Here is a 19072-nt window from a genome sequence, read left to right on the forward strand (position 1 = left end):
CTATGACCCTGAATTTCCCGCTGTTGCTGGTGATTGCCGTTGCGGTATGCGGCGTTCTCGCCCTGGTGGACCTGGTGCTGTTCGCACCGCGCCGCCGGGCGGCCATTTCCGCCTATGAAGGTTCGGTCGGCGAAGCTGACCCGGAAGTGCTGGAGAAACTGAACAAGGAGCCGGTGCTCGTCGAGTACGGCAAGTCGTTCTTCCCGGTGCTGTTCATCGTGCTGGTGCTGCGTTCGTTCCTGGTCGAGCCGTTCCAGATCCCGTCGGGTTCGATGAAGCCGACCCTGGAAGTGGGCGATTTCATCCTGGTGAACAAGTTCGCCTACGGCATCCGCCTGCCGGTGCTGGACACCAAGGTGATCCCGGTGGGTGACCCGCAACGTGGCGATGTCATGGTGTTCCGCTATCCCAGCGATCCGAACATCAACTACATCAAGCGTGTGGTCGGTGTTCCTGGGGACACCATCCGCTACACCAGCGACAAGCGCCTGTTCATCAATGACCAGGCCGTAGCCGAGTCGCTGGTGGGCGAGGAGCCGGGCACCCTGGGCAGCGTGACCCTGTACCAGGAGAAGCTGGGCGCCGCGGAGCACATGATCCGCAAGGAAATGACCCGCTTCCGCATCGAGCCGGGCAAGCAGTGGAAGGTGCCGGCCGGCCATTACTTCATGATGGGCGACAACCGCGACAACTCCAACGACAGCCGCTACTGGAACGATCCGAAGATTCCGAAGGACCTGCTGGGCATGGTTCCGGACCGCAATATCGTCGGCAAGGCCTTCGCGGTCTGGATGAGCTGGCCGGATCCGAAGATGCGCAATCTGCCGAATTTCTCGCGAGTCGGCGTGATTCACTAGACTTGTGAGGCGCTCCAGGCCGGCGTGGCTGGAACGGTGCTAGAAAAGGGCGGGGCTGCACGCGGGGAGCGAGGCAGCCCCGCTTCACTTGGACCCGCCGTGGTTGGCGGGCAAATAAGAAAGATACCGACATGAGGTCGATATGACGTACGCACGTTCGCAGAAGGGAATGTCGTTGCTGGGTTGGCTGGTGGTGCTCGCCGTCGTGGCGTTCCTGGCCAGTGCCGCGTTCAAGATCATTCCGCATTACCTGGACTATTACGCCATCGAGAAGGCCATCACCTCGGTTGAGACCGACAAGGCCGCCGAAGTGCGCACTGTTCCGGAGTTCTACTCCTATGTGGACAAGGCACTGATGCTCAACAACATCCGCGACCTCAAGCTGGATGACGCGCTGGACGTGAAACTCGAGAACAACGAATTCCGCGCCCACCTGAAATACGAAAAACGCGAGCCACTGGTACAGAACATCGACCTGGTGGTCAAATTTGACAAAGAATTCCGTGTACGAATGCCGTGAGTAACAACAGTCTGGATCGACTCGAGCGCAAGCTTGGCTACACCTTCCGCGACCAGGACCTGATGGTCCTGGCGCTGACCCATCGCAGTTTCGCCGGGCGCAACAACGAGCGCCTGGAGTTCCTCGGTGACGCCATCCTCAACTTCGTCATCGGCGAAGCCCTGTTCACCCACTTTCCCCAGGCCCGCGAAGGCCAGCTGTCGCGCCTGCGCGCGCGACTGGTGAAGGGCGAGACCCTGGCCCTGCTGGCCCGCGGTTTCGAGATCGGGGATTACCTGCGACTGGGCTCGGGCGAGCTGAAGAGCGGCGGTTATCGCCGCGAGTCGATCCTGGCTGACGCCATGGAGGCGCTGATTGGCGCCATCTATCTGGACACCGGCATGGATTCCGCCCGTGAGCGGATCATGGACTGGCTTGGCCCGCAATTGCGCGAGCTGACCCCGGTGGATACCAACAAGGACCCCAAGACCCGCCTGCAGGAATTCCTGCAGTCCCGCGGGTGCGAATTGCCGCGTTACGACGTGGTGGATATCCAGGGCGAACCGCATTGCCGCACTTTCTTCGTGGAGTGCGAGGTGGCCCTGCTGAACGACAAGACCCACGGTCACGGCGGCAGTCGCCGCATCGCCGAGCAGGTGGCAGCCGCCGCCGCACTGGCAGCCCTGGGCGTGGAGAATGGCCATGAGTGAGCACGAGCAAGACCAGCACGACCCATCCGAGCACGATGAAGCAGGAGCCGTTCGTTGCGGTTACGTCGCCATCGTCGGCCGCCCCAACGTCGGCAAGTCGACCCTGCTCAACCACATCCTCGGGCAGAAGCTGGCGATCACCTCGCGCAAGCCGCAGACCACTCGCCATACCCTGCTGGGCATCAAGACCGAGGGTGACGTGCAGGCTGTGTATGTCGACACCCCTGGCCTGCACAAGGACAACGACAAGGCGCTGAACCGCTACATGAACCGTTCGGCCAGCGCCGCGCTGAAGGACGTCGACGTGGTGATCTTCGTTGTCGACCGCAACCGCTGGACCGACGAAGACCAGATGGTCTACGACAAGGTCAAGTACGTGAGCTGCCCGGTCCTGCTGGCGGTGAACAAGGTCGACCGCATGGAAGACAAGGGCGAGCTGCTGCCGCATCTGCAGTGGCTGGCCGAGCAACTGCCCAACGCCGAAGTCGTGCCGATTTCCGCCCAGCACGGGCAGAACCTCGATGTGCTCGAAGGCCTGGTGGCCGAGCGCCTGCCGGAGAATGACCACTTCTTCCCGGAAGACCAGATCACCGACCGCAGCAGCCGCTTCCTCGCCGCCGAACTGGTGCGCGAGAAGATCATGCGCCAACTGGGCGCCGAGCTGCCGTACCAGGTCGCCGTGGAGATCGAAGAGTTCAAGCAGGACGGTCCGATCCTGCACATCCACGCGCTGATCCTCGTGGAGCGCGATGGCCAGAAGAAGATCATCATCGGTGACAAGGGTGATCGCATCAAAAGCATCGGCCAGAACGCCCGCAAGGACATGGAAGTGCTGTTCGACTCCAAGGTCATGCTCAACCTCTGGGTGAAAGTGAAAGGCGGCTGGTCCGACGACGAGCGCGCACTGCGTTCGCTGGGCTACGGCGACCTCTGACCTTCAGCGCCCCGCGAGCATTCGCGGGGCGCACCCTTCGGGCGCCTGAGCGCGCCCGCCTCCCGACTCCCATTCCAGGCGCAGCGCCATGAGCCTCGCTTCTATTGCCCAAGCTGCCTTCGTCCTGCACAGCCGCCCCTACAAGGAAACCAGCGCGCTGGTGGATTTCTTCACCCCGCAGGGGCGTCTGCGTGCCGTCCTGCGTGGCGCGCGGGGCAAGGCTGGAGCGCTGGCGCGACCGTTCGTACCGCTGGAAGCCGAATTCCGCGGGCGCAGCGATCTGAAGAATGTCGTGCGCCTGGAACCCAATGGCATCCCCAACCTGCTCAGTGGCGAAGCGCTGTTCAGCGGCCTGTACCTGAACGAGCTGATGATCCGCCTGCTGCCGGCCGAAGACCCGCATCCCGCGCTGTTCGAGCACTACCGAGCGACCCTGCCGCTGCTGGCCGCCGGCAGACCGCTGGAGCCGCTGCTGCGCTCGTTCGAATGGCGGCTGCTGGATGACCTGGGCTATGGTTTTTCCCTGGACACCGATATCGTCGGCCAGGCTGTGGCGCCCGATGGTCTCTACCGCCTGCTGCCCGACGCGGGCCTCGAGCCGGTCGGTAGCCTGCAGCCGGGGCTGTTCCACGGTGCCGACCTGCTGGCCATGGCCGAAGCCGACTGGAGCGCCCCCGGCGCCCTGGCAGCGGCCAAGCGCCTGATGCGCCAGGCCCTGGCACCCCATCTTGGCGGCCGACCGCTGGTCAGCCGCGAGCTCTTCATGAATCGCAAGGACAACTCCCGTGACTGAAGCCAACCGTATTCTGCTCGGCGTGAACATCGACCACGTCGCCACCCTGCGCCAGGCCCGCGGCACCCGTTATCCCGACCCGGTGAAAGCCGCGCTGGACGCCGAGGAAGCCGGCGCCGACGGTATCACTGTGCACCTGCGCGAAGATCGCCGGCACATCCAGGACCGCGACGTGCGCGTGCTCGCCGAAGTGCTGCAGACCCGCATGAACTTCGAGATGGGCGTCACCGAGGAGATGATGAAGTTCGCCGAGATCATCCGCCCTGCCCATGTCTGCCTGGTCCCGGAGACCCGCCAGGAGCTGACCACCGAGGGTGGCCTGGACGTCGCCGGCCAGGAAGCGCGCATCCGCGAAGCGGTGCAGCGCCTGGCGGCCGCAGGCTGCGAGGTGTCGCTGTTCATCGACCCGGACCAGCGCCAGATCGAGGCTTCGGCACGTGTTGGCGCCCCCGCCGTCGAACTGCACACCGGTCGTTACGCCGATGCCCACAGCCCGGCCGAAGGTGCCCATGAGCTGGCGCGCATCCGCGATGGCGTGGAGTTCGGTCTGTCCCATGGCCTGATCGTCAATGCCGGCCACGGTCTGCATTACCACAATGCCGAGCCGGTAGCGGCCATCGCCGGGATCAACGAGCTGAACATCGGCCACGCCATCGTCGCCCATGCGCTGTTCGTGGGCTTCAAGCAGGCGGTTGCCGAGATGAAGGCGCTGATCGTGGCGGCAGCCAACCGCTGATCGCTACCTGATTGGAAGCCGTAGGGCGGATATCCCGGAACGGGTTATCCGCCCTACGTTCTAGTTCGACCTGAGCAGCGCTCAGGGCTTGCGCGCTACCAGCGTGGCGCGCATGGGCGCCGGCAGGCCTTCGAGGGTGCGGCTGTGGTCGTCCGGATCGAGGAAGTCCGGCAGCGACTGGTAACGCATCCACTCGGTGGCGCGCTGCTCTTCCACCGAGGTGCGGCTGATGTCCACGCTGCGTACGTCGGTGAACCCTGCGCGGCGCAGCCACAGCTCCAGCGCCGGCACCGAGGGCAGGAACCACACGTTGCGCATCTGCGCGTAGCGGTCCTCGGGCACCAGCACGGTGTTCACATCGCCTTCCACCACCAGGGTTTCCAGCACCAGCTCGCCGCCACGGCGCAGGCAGTCCTTGAGCGCCAGCAGGTGGTCGATGGGCGAGCGGCGGTGGTAGAGCACGCCCATGGAGAACACGGTGTCGAAGCCTTCCAGTTTCTCGGGCAGGTCTTCCAGGGCGAAGGGCAGGTGCCAGGCCGGCAGATCCGGCAGGTAGCGCTTCATGGCGAGGAACTGGCAGAAGAACAGCCAGTTCGGGTCCACGCCGACCACGCTGCGCGCGCCGGCGCCGAGCATGCGCCACTGGTAGTAGCCGTTGCCGCAGCCAACATCGAGGACACGCTTGCCCGCCAGGTCGATGTGCGGCGAGACACGCTCCCATTTCCAGTCCGAGCGCCATTCGGTATCGATGTGCACGCCGAACAGGTTGAACGGCCCCTTGCGCCACGGGATCAGCCCTTGCAGGGCGAGCTTGAGCTGCGCGCGGGTGTCCTCGTCGCAGGTGCCTTCGAGGTTGAAGCGCTCGCGCAGCTCGACGGCGGCAGCTTGCAGCGGCGGCAGGCGATCCACTGCGTCCAGCCAGCGCTCGAGATCGCCGTGGCCATCGTCGACCTTGCTGGCCAGTTGCGCGGGCAGCGACGCAGCCCAGGATTCCAGTGGCGTGCCGGCCAGTTCAAGGCGCAGGCGGTCGAGGTCGAAGCGTTCGATCATGGCAGGGCAATCAGGGAGGCGAAGTTGAGGCACTGGAACCAGGGCACGACCTTGGAGAAACCGGCGGCCAGCAGGCGCTCGCGGTGGGTATCCAGGGTGTCGGGGCGCATGACGTTCTCGATGGCGGTGCGTTTCTGGGCGATTTCCAATTCGCTGTAGCCATTGGCGCGCTTGAAGTCGATGTGCAGGTCGGTGAGCAGCTCGTGCTCCTGCTCGTCGGCGAAACGCAGTTTTTCCGAGAGGATCAGCGCGCCGCCGGGCAGCAGGGCGCTGTGCAGGCGGGTGAGCAGTTCCAGGCGTTGTTCGGGGGCGATGAACTGCAGGGTGAAGTTCAGCGCGATCAGCGAGCAGGGCTTGAGGTCCAGCTTGAGGATGTCCGCCTCGATCAGCTCGACCGGCAGCAGTTCCTGGTGCATGGCGTCCTGGGCGCGCAGGTATTCGCCGCAGCGCTCGATCATCGGGGCGGAGTTGTCGACGCCGATGACGCGGCAGCCTTCGGTCTTCACGTGGCGGCGCAGCGCCTGGGTCACGGCGCCCAGCGAGCAGCCGAGGTCGTAGAGCACGCTGTGCGGGGCGGCGAAGCGCGCGCCGAGCACGCCGATGTTCTCGACGATGGTGGGGTAGCCCGGCACCGATCGCTTGATCATGTCCGGGAAGACGCGCACCACGTCCTCGTTGAAGGTGAAGTCGGGAACCTGGGTTTGCGGCTGGGCGAAGATGCGGTCGGATTCGCTCACGCTGGATGGGGCCTCGTTACGCTGAACAGGCAACCAGGCGCGGCGCGCCCGGTTTGCCGGGGCGCGCATTGTAGCCGAGGCGCGAGGTGCGCCCAACCGTTAGCGGACGAGGGTCACTTGAGCTGGTCGGAGAAGTATTCGCCGGCGCCCTGCAGTGGGCCGAGGGGGTTCTTCTTGTCTTCCATGCGGCGGATGTTCGGCTCGCCGTTGCTGGTCTTGTGCACCACCACGTCGTCGATCAGCACGAACACCGGGCGGAACGACCAGCCCTGCACCTGGCGGCGCTTGCGGAAGTTGAAGATGTCGGCCCAGAAGCTGCCCACGCGCTGGCTGTCGGTCTTGTTGAAGTCGAAGGCGTAGCCGACGCAGCGGTCCTTGGCCTGCAGGCAGGTCACCAGGCCGTCGGGCAGGTAGTCGATGGGGATGTTGGGCTGCACGAAGAGCAGGCGCACATCGATGAACGAAAGCATCTTGGCGTTGCCCTGGGACAGCGGATCGAAGCCCAGCGCGTAGAGCTGAGACTTGGTGGTCTTGCCAGGATCGACCTGGTTGTAGCGGCTCTGTGCATCCTGGTAATCCAGGAATGGTGACTGCACTTCCGCGCGTTCGCTGGGCAACAGACTGCCACAGGCCGAGAGTGTCAGGCAGGCTCCCAGCAACAACATGGAGCGAACTACTGCACGCATGGAGCTCCCCTTTTCCCAGTCTCTTATTGATTGATCTATAGCCGATGACAGAGGGCTCTGCCGGACTTTTCTCACGCCTTCGCAGGACTAGTCAACGGCGATGCCGTAACCCTGCATCAAGGGTTTCCACTGGTCGTTGCGGCGCAGCTCGCGCAGGCCCTCGTCGAGGTCGGCCAGGCGCTCCTGCACGCCTTCCAGGCGCGGGTTGAGCGCGACGTACATAGGACGTTTATCGGCGAGCTCGCCGGCCGCTTGAATGCGCTCCGAGAGGCCGTGGCGCTGCAGGTAGTGCTCGACGATCTGGCTGTCCTCGAGCAGCACCGTGATGCGCCCGAGCAGCAGCTTCTGGATGTTGCGTTCGAGCACCTTCTCGCCGCTGAGCACCTGCACCTGTTCATGGTTGGCCAGGTGCTCGTCGCGCCAGTCGTCCAGCTCCTTGCCGTAGGAATAGCCCTGAGCCAGCCCGATGGACTGGCTGCTCAGCGAGGCAGGCCCCTTCCAGGTCCAGGGATTGTCCTGGCGCACGTAGAAACGCATGGTCACCCAGCCGATGGGCTCTTTGCCGATCAGCAGTTCCGCGGACTCTTCGCTGTAGGCGCCGACCACGCCATCCACGAGCCCTTCGCGGGCCATCTGCAGGGCGCGAGGCCAGGGCAGCGGCTCGAAGCGGGGTGGTTGCGGCAGCACCCGGCCGAGGGCTTCGAGCAGGTAGCCGGGCTTGTCCGGATCGTCAGGGCAGAGGTAAGGGCACCAGTCGTCGCCGGCCAGGCGCAGGGGTTCGGCGCTGGCCAGCGCCGAACAGAGGAGCAGCAGCGGTGAAGCGATTCGCAGCATGTCAGGCCCGGGAAGTGGAGTGTCCTTCCGAGTATGGCAGAGCGATATGACGGGATGTGACGGACGCGGCAATACCGAACTGGCCGAGCCAGTAGGTGAGCATGATGGCGTAGGAGGAGCCGTCGAAAGCAGCGACGAAGCGGCTGATGCCGATCATCGAATCGGAGCTGACGAACAGCAGTGCGCCGAGGGCGGCAAACACCCGGCTGGCATTGGCAATGCTGGGTACGCCAAGGCGGGCAATGGCGCGCCAGAGCATGGCGCTGATGGTCAGGCTGTACAGCGCAATCGGCAGCAGCAGCGGACCCAGACCCCGGCTGTAGAGCAGGGCGAACAGGCCGCCACCCACGCCGCCTGCGACCAGCAGTCCGAGCGGGGCAAAGCGGCGGGTATCGCCCAGGTAAGCGACCAGGTAGGCGAGGTGTGCCAGCAGGAAGGCGGCGAGGCCGGGAACGAAGGCGTTGATCGGCCATTCCAGCAGGATGTCGCCGAGCATCGACAGCACCAGGCCGATGGCGACCCAGCGGCGATAGCCGTCGGCGGGGGTGGCGAGAATCCACAGCAGCATGGCCAGCACCGGCAGCGGCTTGCACAGCATGCGCAGGGTCGGCAGGTCGAAGGTGACGGCGAACAGGTAGGCGGCACCGCCGATCAGTGCCAAGAGTGCCCAGCGCATGGGGTTCCCTCCCGAGGAAATGAACGCCCACTGTGCCGCAGCGTGGTGCCCGGCCCACAGGCCGAAGGCGCCAGGGCGAGCGGCTTATGGCGCCGGGGGCGTCCTGTCGACTGCGCTTTACTTGACGCTGATCGGGCAGACGAAAGTCTGCGCCGGTGCCACTTCCGCCTCCCAGGGGCGGCGGTAGGCCAGTTCCAGCTTGTCCTCGCCGGCGGCGGTCACGCGGAAGCGCCAGGTGGATTCGCCGGCGCTGCCGACCAGGCCTGCGTCTTCCGGGTTGCTGTAGACCTCCGGGCCGAGGGCGCGCAGCAGGCCGTTGGCGGCGTTGCGCAGTTCCCAGCGGAAACCGGTGGTGGGGTTGCTCGGCAGGATCAGCACCAGCTCCTGGCCGGTGTGCAGCTTCAGCGGTTTGCAGTCGCTGGCGTCTTCCAGGGTGACCACGGGGTTGGTCTGCCCGGCGCAGCCGGCGAGCAGGGCCAGGGTGAGGGGCAGCAACGAGCGGTACGACGGCATGACGGCTCCTGGGAGGGGACAGGTTGGGCCGCAGGATACCGCAATCATGTGGGCAGGGGATGTTTCGCGGGGGGCGTATGCGCGGGCGCGGATGTCGGGAACTCACCGATGGCAGTGAATTTCTGCGCGAGGATTGCATGGACCTTGCCTGCGACCAGAATTCCACAACCACGCCGAAATCACGACGGAGCACGAATGTAGGATGGCGTGGAGCGCAGCGATACCCATCGATTCCGCCGAAGCGACAGCATGGGTATCGCAAGCTCCACCCATCCAACGTCTGTGCTTGCCGGATGCGGCGGCAGAGTGCGCCGCCACCAAGCGAGAGAGTTGAAAAAAGGGAGGGTAAACCTGCGGGAGGGAGTAGAGCCCGCTCCTCATAGGAGCGGGCCTCGGGACGTCAGGCCGGGAACAGCACCTTCGCCACATCGCCGAAGCGCCTGGCGAAATGCACCGTCAGGCCTTCCTTCAGGTACTCCGGCAGTTCTTCGAAGTCGCCACGGTTGGGCTCGGGCAGGATCAGTTCGAAGATCTTCTGCCGGCGCGCCGCGATGACCTTCTCGCGCACCCCGCCAATGGGCAGCACCTGGCCGGTGAGGGTCAGCTCGCCGGTCATGGCCACGCCCTTCTTCGGCGCCTGGTTGCGCGCCAGGGACAGCAGGGCGCTGGCCATGGTCACGCCGGCGCTGGGGCCGTCCTTGGGCGTGGCGCCCTCGGGAACGTGCAGGTGGACGAAGGCCTGGTCGAAGAAGGTCGATTCGCCACCGTACTTCTTCAGGTTCGAGCTGATGTAGCTGTAGGCGATCTCCGCTGACTCCTTCATCACGTCGCCTAGTTGCCCGGTGAGCTTGAAGCCGCGGTTCAACGTGTGGATGCGCGTCGCCTCGATGGGCAGGGTCGCGCCGCCCATGCTGGTCCAGGCAAGGCCGGTGATGACGCCGATGCCGGAGAGCACCTGCTCGGTGCGGAACACCGGCATGCCGAGGTATTCCTCGAGGTCCTTGGCGCCGATCTTCACCACCGAATCCGGGTCATCCAGCAGCTTCATCACCGACTTGCGTACCAGCTTGCCGAGGACTTTCTCCAGCTGGCGCACGCCGGCCTCGCGGGCGTAGCCCTCGATCACCGCGCGCAGGGCGGCGTCGTTGATCGACAGGCGGTTCTTCGGCACGCCGGCCTTTTCCAGCTGCTTGGGCCACAGGTGACGCTTGGCGATGGCCAGCTTCTCCTCGGCGATGTAGCCGGACAGGCGGATGACTTCCATGCGGTCCAGCAGCGGGCCGGGGATGGAATCCAGGGTGTTGGCGGTGCAGACGAACAGCACCTTGGACAGGTCCAGGCGCAGGTCCAGGTAGTGGTCGAGGAACTCCACGTTCTGCTCCGGATCGAGCGTCTCGAGCAGCGCCGAGGCGGGGTCGCCCTGATAGCTGCTGCCGAGCTTGTCGATCTCGTCGAGCATGATCACCGGGTTCATCACCTCGACGTCCTTCAGCGCCTGCACCAGCTTGCCGGGCAGGGCGCCGATGTAGGTGCGGCGGTGGCCCTTGATCTCGGCCTCATCACGCATGCCACCGACGCTGAAGCGATAGAACGGCCGCCCCAGGCTCTCGGCGATGGACTTGCCGATGCTGGTCTTGCCCACGCCGGGCGGGCCCACCAGCAGCACGATGGAGCCGGCGATCTCGCCCTTGAAGGTGCCGACCGCGAGGAATTCGAGGATGCGGTCCTTCACGTCTTCCAGTCCGGAATGGTGGCGGTCGAGGACCTTGCGCGCGTGCTTGAGATCGAGCTTGTCGACGCCCATCAGGCCCCACGGCACCGAGGTCGCCCAGTCGAGGTAATTGCGCGTGACGGCGTATTCCGGCGAGCCGGTCTCCAGGATCGACAGCTTGTTCAGCTCTTCATCGATGCGCTTCTTCGCCTGCTCGGGCAGGGTCTTGCCTTCCAGGCGCGCGCGGAATTCGTCGGAGTCGGCGCTCTTGTCGTCCTTGGTGATGCCCAGTTCCTGCTGGATGATCTTCAGCTGTTCCTGCAGGAAGAACTCGCGCTGGCGCTCGCCGATCTTGCGGTTGACCTCGGCGGACAGCTCCTTCTGCAGGCGCGCGACTTCCACTTCCTTGCGCAGCAGCGGCAGCACCTTCTCCATGCGCTTGAGCATCGGCACGGTGTCCAGCACGCCCTGCAGTTCGGCGCCCGGCGCGGTGGTCAGCGCGGCGGCGAAGTCGGTCAGCGGCGACGGATCGTTGGGGTTGAAGCGGTTGAGGTAGTTCTTCAGCTCTTCGCTGTACAGCGGGTTGAGCGGCAGCAGTTCCTTGATCGCGTTGATCAGGGCCATGCCGTAGGCCTTCACCTCGTCGCTCGGGTCGTTGGGGGTGTGCGGGTACTCCACCTCCACCAGGAAGGGCGGGCGGTGGCGCTTGATCCAGCCGCGGATGCGCACGCGCGACAGGCCCTGGGCGACGAACTGCAGCTTGCCGCCCTCGCGGCTGGCGTGGTGCACGCGCACCAGGGTGCCGTGCTCGGGCAGGCTGTCCGGGTCGAAGTGGCGCGGGTCTTCCGGCGGGTTCTCCATGAAGAACAGCGCCAGGCTGTGGTGCTCGGTCTTGGCGACCAGCTCCAGCGTCTCGGCCCACGGCTCCTCGTTGACGATCACCGGCAGCACCTGCGCGGGGAAGAACGGGCGGTTGTGGATCGGAATGACGTAGACCGTGGTCGGCAGGTTCTGCCCCGGCAACACCAGCCCGGTGTTGCTGACCTCTTCGGCGCTATGGATATCGTGAATCTCGTCGTGGTCGCTCATGAGGCACCTGACTGATTGAACATGACAGTCTAGATGGGGAAACCGGCTCGGGGTTTCAATCCCATTGCTTGGAAGGATGTGTCCGGAGATGTTGCGGCCGATTGTGTGTGAACGAAGCTTACGAGTGGATTAGCGGGCGCGGCCGCAGGAAATCGCTGGGCGGCCGGCCGAACTGGCGGCTGAACATGGCGCTGAAGGCGCTGGGCGTGCTGTAGCCCACTTCCAGCGCCACGCTCAGCACGCTTTCGCCCAGGGCCAGGCGCTCCAGTGCGGCCAGAAGCCGTGCCTGTTGCCGCCATTGGCCGAAGGTCAGCCCGGTTTCGCGGAAGAACCAGCGTTGTACCGTCTTGCTGTCGACATTCAGCCGGGCGGCCCAGTCGGTAAGGCTGGCGCTGTCGCCGGGCTGGGCCCGGATGGCCTGGCACAATGCGCGCAGGCGCGGATGGGCGGGAAGCGGCAGGTGTAGCGGCAGCATCGGGTCTTCACGCAGTTCATCGAGCATCAGGCCCAGCACGCGGCCGTCGCGCGAGTCCGGGGTGACCTCGCCACTGATCGACAGCGCCGCCAGGATCAGTTCCCGCAGCAGCGGCGAGACCGCCAGCACGCAGCAGTCCGCTGGCAGGTGCGGCGCGCTGCCCGGCTCCACATAAAGAGTACGCACCTGCACGTCGCCGACCATGCGCGTCCAGTGTTCCACGCCGCCGGGTATCCACAGGCCGCGGTTGTCCGGCACCACCCACTGGCCACTGGCGCTGCCCACCACCAGCACGCCGCGCACGGCGTAGAGCAGTTGCGCGCGGTGATGGCTGTGCGCAGGCACCTGATGCCCATCGGGGAAGTCCAGGGCGACGGCCGCTACCGGGCTGGCGGCCCGTTCGTCGCCGTGGTTTTCCAGCGGTTGGGCTGAAATGTCCTTTTTTCGCATCTGGATGCCTGTTTGTCGTTAGACGACCACTTTCCGCCATCGTTAGGCTGCTGAACAGTCCCCATCTGCATCGATGATCCCGCCATGACCGACATGTCCGTTATCGCCGAACAACTGGCCCGTATCGCCCGGTTGCTCGAACAATCCCTGCCCGCGCGCCCCGAGCTGGCGCTGCAGGAGGGCGCCATCGCTCACCTCTGGGAATACCGCCAGGGCCAGCCGCGCCTGACGCCGGTGATCGAGCCGGCGCTGATCGGCTTCGACGACCTGCGCAACGTCGACCGGCAGAAGGCGCTGATCGAGCAGAACACCCGTCAGTTCGTGTCCGGCCGCCCGGCGAACAACGTGCTGCTGACCGGCGCGCGCGGCACCGGCAAGAGTTCGCTGGTGAAGGCCTGCCTGCATGCCTTCCATGCCGAAGGGTTGCGTCTGATCGAGGTCGACAAGGAGCACCTGGCCGACCTGCCGCAGATCATCGACCTGCTGCGCCACCGCCGGGAGCGCTTCATCCTGTTCTGCGACGACCTGTCCTTCGAGGACGGCGAGACCGGCTACAAGGGTCTGAAGACCGTGCTCGACGGTTCGGTGGCGGGGCAGTCCGGCAACGTGCTGATCTACGCGACGTCCAACCGCCGCCACCTGCTGGCCGAGCGCGCCGAGGACAACCTGTCGTTCCAGCGCAGCGAGAGCGGCGAGTTGCACCCTGGCGAGGCGGTGGAAGAGAAGATCTCGCTCTCCGAGCGTTTCGGCCTGTGGATATCTTTCTACGCCTTCAGCCAGGAGCAGTACCTGGAGGCGGTCGCCCGCTGGCTCGAGTTCCATGGCCTGGGCGGCGTGCGGCAGGAGGAGTGGGAGCAGGCGGCGATCCGCTGGGCCACCCATCGCGGGTCGCGGTCCGGGCGGATCGCCGCGCAGTTCGCCCGGGATTACGCCGGGCGTCAGCTCTAGGAAATCAGAAAGCCACTTTCACCCCCGCCTGGATACCGCGCCCACCGGCGGGCACGCTGTCGCGCAGGATGGAACTGGCGTAGCGCACGGTCTGGTTGGTCAGGTTCTCGCCCCTGACGAAGGCCAGCCAGCGGCTGTCGCCCAGGTCGAAGCGGTAGCCGACGCTGGCGCCGAGGGTGGTGTAGCCGTCGGTGCGCAGCTCGTTCTCCGGAACGCGGTTCTGGTCGGCGGCGTATTCCACGCCGACCCGTGCCTGCCATTGCTGCAGTTCCCACAGCAGCGCGCTGTTCAGGCGCAGCGGGGCGATGCGTGGCAGGGCTTCGCCGGTGTCCTTGTTCTTGGCGCGGGTGTAGTCGCCGGAAAGCTCCAGGTCGAAGCGGCCGTAGGGGCTGTCCAGCAGGTGGATGCGGTCCTGCGCCTCGACGCCGTAGAAGTCCGCCTTCACGCCGCTGTAGAGGTACTCGGGCAGTGCCTCGTCGTCGCCGGCATCCACCACTGCGCCTTCCTCGTCGCGGTAGCGCCCGCTGGCCAGCAGGCCGATGTAGTTGGAGAAGCGGCTGTAGAACACGCCGACGCTGCCCTTGTGGCGGCCGTTGTCGAAGCGCAGGGCGAGGTCGGTGGAAACGGCCTTTTCCTTGCTCGCGTCGGCGTCGCCCACTTCGAAGGTGCCGGTGGCGGCGTGGGCGCCGTTGGCGTACAGCTCGTAGAAGGTCGGTGCGCGTTCGGTGTAGGCCAGGGTGCCGGCCAGCGACCAGATCGGCGTCAGCTTGTAGACGGCACCGGTGGACAGGCTGCCGGCGGTGAAACTGCGCGAGCCGTCGTTCTCGGCGAAGCGCTCGTTGTCCTTGGCGTTGGGCTCGATGCGCGTGTGCTCGACGCGGCCGCCCAGGTTCAGCGCCAGGCGCTCGCTGGCCTGCCAGTTCTCGAGGAAGAACAGCGCGGCGCTGTCGGTCTCTGTGTGCGGCACGAAGGCTTCTTCCCCCAGCGCGGAGAAGCGGCTGTTGGCGACCTGCGCGCCGACCACGCCATCCAGCGGGCCGATGGGCTTGTGCCGCGCCTCGATGCGAGCCTCGTAGCCATCGTTCTTGAAGGTGGTGCCGGTCTCGCCGTCCTCGATTTCCTTGTGCTGGTACTCGGTGTAGGCGGCGTCCAGCTTCACCGAGCTGAAAGGACCGTCGAGGTCGCGGATTTCCGAGGCGAAGGCGTAGCGGTCCTGCTGCATCTTCAGGCGCACGTCGTCTTCGGCGGGCGAGCCGTAGTTGCTGTCGTAGCCGCTGTAGGACAGGCCGGCATAGCCGTGATCCCAGTGGTAGCTGCCGCCGATGGCGCCGCTGTCCTGGCGGCCGTCGCTGTTGTTCACGCGGTGCTTCGCGTCATCGCCATCGATCTGGCGTTGACGTGCCGAATGGGCGTAGCCGGGGATGCGCAGGTCATTGAACTCGCGGGAGCCGGCGTCCAGGTGCAGGGCGAAGTTGCCGTCGCCGGCTTCCAGCGCGCCGGCGGCGCTGCGGGTGGTGTCCGAGCCGCCGTAGCGCAGCTCGCCCTGGCCGTGGATGCCGTCCACCGGTTCGCTGGGGATGCGGTTGTCGAAGCTGTTGACCACGCCGCCGATGGCATTGCCGCCGTAGAGCAGGGCGGCTGGGCCGCGCACCACTTCGATGCGCTCGACCACGTTGGGGTCTTCCGGCACGGCGTGGTCGTAAGACAGCGACGAGGCGTCCAGCGCGCCCACGCCATTGCGCAGCAGGCGGATGCGGTCGCCGTCCATGCCGCGGATCACCGGGCGGCTGGCGCCGGGGCCGAACCAGGTGGAGGACACGCCCGGCGTGCCATTGAGGGTTTCACCCAGGCTGCCTTTCTGCCGCAGGGTCAGCTCGTCGCCCCGCAGGACGCTGCTGGGGGCGGCTGGGGAGGCATCACCCAGCGGGTTGGCGGTGATCACCTGGGGCTCCAGTTCGGTGGGGGCGGCATCGGCCAGCGAGGGGGCGCCGGCGCACAGGGCGAGGCCCAGCGGTGCTAGACGCCAGCGCGGACGGGGAAGGGATGGGGGCATGACGAACTCCTGGTTTTTCTTCTGGCAAAGCGAACCCCTCCCTCGTGGTCAGGGATGCGCCAGGCGGCGGAGGAGGGGAAATGGGAATGTGTTATTTGTTATAACATAACATATCCGTCGGTTAGCAAGATTTTCCGGCTTAGATGCTTTAGTGCTTGCGAGCACCTGGAGTTGCGCCCGGTTGCACCTGTGCGCTGGGCAGGCCCGGTCGAATCCCGTACCATGCTCAAAATTTGATCAGTCCAGCGCCATGTTCGATACCCGCCTCGCCACGCTGTCCGACCAGACCGACCAGCACGCCCATGGCCATCACCAGTTGGTGTTGGCCCTGAGCGGCCGCGCGGAATTCGAGATCGGCGGCGCCGGTGGCGAGGTCTGCCGGATGCGCGCCTGCCTGGTGCCGGGGGATGTCGCTCACGAGTTCGCCGGGCTCGGCGACAACCGCATGCTGATCCTCGATCTGAACGAGGCCGGCACCGGCGAGCAGGATCGCGAGCTGCTGGCGCGGTTGTTCGAGGTGCCGCGCTACCCGACCCTGGATGCGGACTTCCAGCACCTGCTCAGCTACGCCGGCGCGGAGATCGCCCGCTACGGCGATGACCCATTGCTCGCCCGTGCCCTGGGCGGCGTGCTGCTGCGCGCGCTGCACCTGCGCCTGTTCGGCGAAGACCGTGCGCCGCGCAGCGGGCCGCTGGACCTGGAGCGGCTGGACGGCTATATCGGCGATCACCTGTCCCGGCGCATCACCGTGGCTGAACTGGCCCAGGTCGCCTGCCTGAGCCCCAGTCACTTCCATGCGCAGTTCAAGGATCGCGTCGGCCTCACGCCGCACCAGTACCTGCTGCGCCAGCGGCTCGACCGCGCCGCGCGCCTGCTGCGGGAAACCGACCTGCCGTTGGTCGGCGTGGCCGGCGAATGCGGCTTCTCCAGCCAGAGCGCGCTGACCACCGCGATGCGCCGATACCTCGGCTTGACCCCGGGCAGCCTGCGCCGCTGCTGAATCCGCTAGCCTTCGCATCCTGGATTGCTGATCGAACGGTCAGCTGCCGACCTTTGGGTGCTGGAGTCTTTTGCAAGAACTCCAGAGCTTTCAGCAAGAAATTCGTTGGGTGCAACCCATAGAGTCCGCCCACCGCGTTGCTGGTGCTCCAAGGTGCAACCCGGTCAAGCCAAGAACAACAGCCAGCTCGATACGCGGGAGGGGCAGCATGCCCATCACCGGTTTTGTCTTTGCCTGTAGCGCGCCTGCACCTGGCTGCGCCACTCCCTCCACGGCCCGGCCCGCAGCGCCCGCCCGTGGTCCTGCGCCGTCCGCCCTCGGACCAGCGGCGCCATTCGCTTCGATGCTTTCTGTACAATCCGCGCCCTCGCGCACCGGCTACCCCCTGCCGCACCTCCATGCGCGCGTGAACCCAGTTTCGAATCGCTCCGGCAAGCAGTGCTGCCCGTCCACGGGACGGCGCGCCAGGTATTGCCGCAGTGCTGGCGCCCGTTCCGGCGCCTGATGGATCACCGGGCCCAGCCCGGGAAACGGCCCGCACCTCGCTTACCGGCGAAGGCGGGACGGAGGTCGCCGTGGTGAGACGGTGGCTGCAGGAAGACGCCAGCAAGGACGAGGGCGTGCCTGCGTCGGGATGCGTAGCGGTTCGGTGCCGGTTTGGTGCCACGCGCAACCCGGTTTGCCTGTGAGCAAGCGCTAACCGGTCGGCGTCAACCACGCCGGCTGCCAGTCAAGGGGCCGCGATACCCCGCGGTCCCGGATAAAAACAAGCTGTAGGGGAGTCCCCATGAGCGTCAACACGCCAACACTGATCACCTTCGTGATCTACATCGCGGCCATGGTTCTGATCGGCCTGGCTGCCTATCGTTCGACCAACAACTTCTCCGACTACATCCTCGGTGGCCGCAGCCTCGGCAGCTTCGTCACCGCGCTGTCGGCCGGTGCCTCGGACATGAGCGGCTGGCTGCTGATGGGGCTGCCGGGTGCCATCTACCTGTCGGGCATCTCGGAAAGCTGGATCGCCATTGGCCTGATCTGCGGCGCCTACCTGAACTGGCTGTTCGTCGCCGGTCGCCTGCGTGTGCACACCGAGCACAACGGCAACGCCCTGACGCTGCCGGACTATTTCAGCACCCGCTTCGAGGACAACAGCCGCATCCTGCGCGTCATCTCCGCGCTGGTGATCCTGGTGTTCTTCACCATCTACTGCGCCTCCGGCATCGTCGCCGGCGCCCGCCTGTTCGAAAGCACCTTCGGCATGTCCTACGAGACCGCCCTGTGGGCCGGTGCCGCCGCGACCATCGCCTACACCTTCGTCGGTGGCTTCCTGGCGGTGAGCTGGACCGACACCGTGCAGGCTTCGCTGATGATCTTCGCGCTGATCCTCACGCCGATCTTCGTGCTGCTCGCCACCGGCGGTATCGACCCGGCCTTCGCCGCCATCGAGCTGAAGGACGCCGCGAACTTCGACATGTTCAAGGGCGCTTCCTTCGTCGGCGTACTGTCGCTGATGGCCTGGGGCCTGGGCTACTTCGGCCAGCCGCACATCCTGGCGCGCTTCATGGCCGCTGACTCGGTCAAGTCGATCCCGGCTGCCCGCCGCATCTCCATGGCCTGGATGATTCTCTGCCTGGGCGGCGCCGTGGCCGTCGGCTTCTTCGGCATCGCCTACTTCCAGGCGCACCCGGAGCAGGCTGGCGCCGTGGGCGAGAACCACGAGCGCATCTTCATCGAGCTGGCGAAGATCCTCTTCAACCCGTGGATCGCCGGCATCCTGCTGTCCGCCATCCTCGCCGCGGTGATGAGCACCCTGAGCTGCCAGCTGCTGGTGTGCTCCTCGGCGCTGACCGAAGACTTCTACAAGGCCTTCCTGCGCAAGAACGCCAGCCAGCTGGAGCTGGTGTGGGTCGGTCGTGCCATGGTGCTGCTGGTGGCGCTGGTGTCCATCGCCCTGGCCGCCAACCCGGAAAACCGCGTCCTGGGCCTGGTGTCCTACGCCTGGGCCGGCTTCGGTGCCGCCTTCGGTCCGCTGGTGCTGTTCTCCGTGCTGTGGAAGGGCATGACCCGCAACGGCGCGCTGGCCGGCATCATCGTCGGTGCGGTCACCGTGATCGTCTGGAAGCAGTTCGGCTGGCTCGGCCTGTACGAGATCATCCCGGGCTTCATCCTCTCCAGCGTTTCCATCGTGATCTTCAGCCTGCTCGGCTCCGCGCCATCCAAGGCGATGATCCAGCGCTTCGAGGAAGCCGAGGCGGAATACGCCGAAGCCACTCAGTCGACCGGCACTGCCGTGACCAGCCGCTGAGTCTTCGCTGAATGAA

Annotated in this window: 18 protein-coding genes; 9 read left to right on the forward strand and 9 right to left on the reverse strand. The window is 65.9% G+C overall.

The window, feature by feature from the left end:
* The first annotated feature begins 2 nt into the window (after positions 1-2).
* The 6 genes from lepB to pdxJ all read left to right on the forward strand — a co-directional run bounded on the left by lepB (position 3) and on the right by pdxJ (position 4529).
* On the forward strand, positions 3-857 hold the full coding sequence (lepB, locus tag IB261_RS06685) for a signal peptidase I (protein ID WP_081517634.1): 855 nt from the start codon (positions 3-5) through the stop codon (positions 855-857).
* Between the two features lie 142 nt (positions 858-999).
* Positions 1000-1377 carry a DUF4845 domain-containing protein gene (locus IB261_RS06690; RefSeq protein ID WP_081517635.1) on the forward strand — a complete coding sequence of 126 codons (378 nt, stop codon included), beginning with the start codon at positions 1000-1002 and terminating at the stop codon, positions 1375-1377.
* Positions 1374-2066 carry a ribonuclease III gene (gene rnc / locus IB261_RS06695; protein WP_017517395.1) on the forward strand — a complete coding sequence of 231 codons (693 nt, stop codon included), beginning with the start codon at positions 1374-1376 and terminating at the stop codon, positions 2064-2066. Before IB261_RS06690 ends, rnc begins: the two co-directional genes overlap by 4 nt.
* Positions 2059-3000, forward strand: a complete 942-nt coding sequence (gene era / locus IB261_RS06700) for a GTPase Era (protein WP_081517636.1) — start codon at positions 2059-2061, stop codon at positions 2998-3000. The genes rnc and era overlap by 8 nt, the downstream gene beginning before the upstream one ends.
* 88 nt (positions 3001-3088) lie before the next feature.
* Positions 3089-3793 (forward strand): DNA repair protein RecO, encoded by a 705-nt coding sequence (gene recO, locus IB261_RS06705; protein ID WP_151189626.1) that lies wholly within the window; start codon positions 3089-3091, stop codon positions 3791-3793.
* Complete coding sequence (gene pdxJ / locus IB261_RS06710) at positions 3786-4529, forward strand: pyridoxine 5'-phosphate synthase (protein ID WP_081517638.1); 744 nt, start codon at positions 3786-3788, stop codon at positions 4527-4529. The genes recO and pdxJ overlap by 8 nt, the downstream gene beginning before the upstream one ends.
* An 81-nt stretch (positions 4530-4610) precedes the next feature.
* Here pdxJ and cmoB read toward each other — a convergent pair whose 3' ends face one another.
* The 8 genes from cmoB to IB261_RS06750 all read right to left on the reverse strand — a co-directional run bounded on the left by cmoB (position 4611) and on the right by IB261_RS06750 (position 12750).
* Positions 4611-5579 carry a tRNA 5-methoxyuridine(34)/uridine 5-oxyacetic acid(34) synthase CmoB gene (gene cmoB, locus IB261_RS06715; RefSeq protein WP_192381709.1) on the reverse strand — a complete coding sequence of 323 codons (969 nt, stop codon included), beginning with the start codon at positions 5577-5579 and terminating at the stop codon, positions 4611-4613.
* Positions 5576-6316: a carboxy-S-adenosyl-L-methionine synthase CmoA gene (cmoA, locus tag IB261_RS06720; protein WP_081517640.1), complete on the reverse strand. Its 741-nt coding sequence runs from the start codon at positions 6314-6316 to the stop codon at positions 5576-5578. Before cmoA ends, cmoB begins: the two co-directional genes overlap by 4 nt.
* Before the next feature lie 113 nt (positions 6317-6429).
* A complete protein-coding gene (locus IB261_RS06725; protein WP_081517641.1) occupies positions 6430-7002 on the reverse strand; it encodes a hypothetical protein in 573 nt (190 codons plus the stop codon).
* Between the two features lie 87 nt (positions 7003-7089).
* Positions 7090-7836: a substrate-binding periplasmic protein gene (locus IB261_RS06730; RefSeq protein ID WP_151186134.1), complete on the reverse strand. Its 747-nt coding sequence runs from the start codon at positions 7834-7836 to the stop codon at positions 7090-7092.
* 1 nt (position 7837) lies between these two features.
* Positions 7838-8512 carry a lysoplasmalogenase gene (locus IB261_RS06735; protein ID WP_081517643.1) on the reverse strand — a complete coding sequence of 225 codons (675 nt, stop codon included), beginning with the start codon at positions 8510-8512 and terminating at the stop codon, positions 7838-7840.
* Between the two features lie 117 nt (positions 8513-8629).
* Positions 8630-9025, reverse strand: a complete 396-nt coding sequence (locus IB261_RS06740; protein ID WP_192381710.1) for a protease inhibitor I42 family protein — start codon at positions 9023-9025, stop codon at positions 8630-8632.
* Positions 9026-9425: 400 nt separating this feature from the next.
* Entirely contained in the window at positions 9426-11825 is a 2400-nt protein-coding gene (gene lon / locus IB261_RS06745) for an endopeptidase La (protein ID WP_081517645.1), read from the reverse strand.
* 118 nt (positions 11826-11943) lie between these two features.
* Positions 11944-12750 carry an AraC family transcriptional regulator gene (locus IB261_RS06750; RefSeq protein WP_192381711.1) on the reverse strand — a complete coding sequence of 269 codons (807 nt, stop codon included), beginning with the start codon at positions 12748-12750 and terminating at the stop codon, positions 11944-11946.
* An 84-nt stretch (positions 12751-12834) separates the two neighbouring features.
* On the opposite strand from IB261_RS06750, the gene IB261_RS06755 reads away from it, so the two are divergent.
* Positions 12835-13698 (forward strand): ATP-binding protein, encoded by an 864-nt coding sequence (locus tag IB261_RS06755; RefSeq protein WP_192381712.1) that lies wholly within the window; start codon positions 12835-12837, stop codon positions 13696-13698.
* 4 nt (positions 13699-13702) lie between these two features.
* Here the strand turns inward: IB261_RS06755 and IB261_RS06760 are convergent, their stop codons facing one another.
* Positions 13703-15751, reverse strand: a complete 2049-nt coding sequence (locus IB261_RS06760) for a TonB-dependent receptor (protein WP_192381713.1) — start codon at positions 15749-15751, stop codon at positions 13703-13705.
* 250 nt (positions 15752-16001) lie between these two features.
* On the opposite strand from IB261_RS06760, the gene IB261_RS06765 reads away from it, so the two are divergent.
* Both IB261_RS06765 and putP read left to right on the forward strand, forming a co-directional pair.
* The gene (locus IB261_RS06765; RefSeq protein WP_081517649.1) at positions 16002-16751 is read left to right on the forward strand and encodes a helix-turn-helix transcriptional regulator; all 750 of its coding nucleotides are present in this window, start codon (positions 16002-16004) and stop codon (positions 16749-16751) included.
* 787 nt (positions 16752-17538) lie between these two features.
* Complete coding sequence (gene putP / locus IB261_RS06770) at positions 17539-19056, forward strand: sodium/proline symporter PutP (RefSeq protein ID WP_192381714.1); 1518 nt, start codon at positions 17539-17541, stop codon at positions 19054-19056.
* The last annotated feature ends 16 nt before the right edge of the window (positions 19057-19072 follow it).

The organism is Pseudomonas sp. PDM20, assembly GCF_014852575.3.
In the GTDB taxonomy this organism is placed as follows: Bacteria; Pseudomonadota; Gammaproteobacteria; order Pseudomonadales; family Pseudomonadaceae; genus Pseudomonas.

Coding starts and splice junctions, on each gene's coding strand:
- IB261_RS06690 (WP_081517635.1), top strand. CDS start 1,000: ATGACGTACGCACGTTCGCAGAAGGGAATGTCGTTGCTGGGTTGGCTG.
- IB261_RS06755 (WP_192381712.1), top strand. CDS start 12,835: ATGACCGACATGTCCGTTATCGCCGAACAACTGGCCCGTATCGCCCGG.
- IB261_RS06730 (WP_151186134.1), bottom strand. CDS start 7,836: ATGCTGCGAATCGCTTCACCGCTGCTGCTCCTCTGTTCGGCGCTGGCC.
- IB261_RS06735 (WP_081517643.1), bottom strand. CDS start 8,512: ATGCGCTGGGCACTCTTGGCACTGATCGGCGGTGCCGCCTACCTGTTC.
- IB261_RS06760 (WP_192381713.1), bottom strand. CDS start 15,751: ATGCCCCCATCCCTTCCCCGTCCGCGCTGGCGTCTAGCACCGCTGGGC.
- IB261_RS06750 (WP_192381711.1), bottom strand. CDS start 12,750: ATGCGAAAAAAGGACATTTCAGCCCAACCGCTGGAAAACCACGGCGAC.
- IB261_RS06725 (WP_081517641.1), bottom strand. CDS start 7,002: ATGCGTGCAGTAGTTCGCTCCATGTTGTTGCTGGGAGCCTGCCTGACA.
- cmoB (WP_192381709.1), bottom strand. CDS start 5,579: ATGATCGAACGCTTCGACCTCGACCGCCTGCGCCTTGAACTGGCCGGC.
- lepB (WP_081517634.1), top strand. CDS start 3: ATGACCCTGAATTTCCCGCTGTTGCTGGTGATTGCCGTTGCGGTATGC.
- IB261_RS06765 (WP_081517649.1), top strand. CDS start 16,002: ATGTTCGATACCCGCCTCGCCACGCTGTCCGACCAGACCGACCAGCAC.
- putP (WP_192381714.1), top strand. CDS start 17,539: ATGAGCGTCAACACGCCAACACTGATCACCTTCGTGATCTACATCGCG.
- lon (WP_081517645.1), bottom strand. CDS start 11,825: ATGAGCGACCACGACGAGATTCACGATATCCATAGCGCCGAAGAGGTC.
- era (WP_081517636.1), top strand. CDS start 2,059: ATGAGTGAGCACGAGCAAGACCAGCACGACCCATCCGAGCACGATGAA.
- recO (WP_151189626.1), top strand. CDS start 3,089: ATGAGCCTCGCTTCTATTGCCCAAGCTGCCTTCGTCCTGCACAGCCGC.
- IB261_RS06740 (WP_192381710.1), bottom strand. CDS start 9,025: ATGCCGTCGTACCGCTCGTTGCTGCCCCTCACCCTGGCCCTGCTCGCC.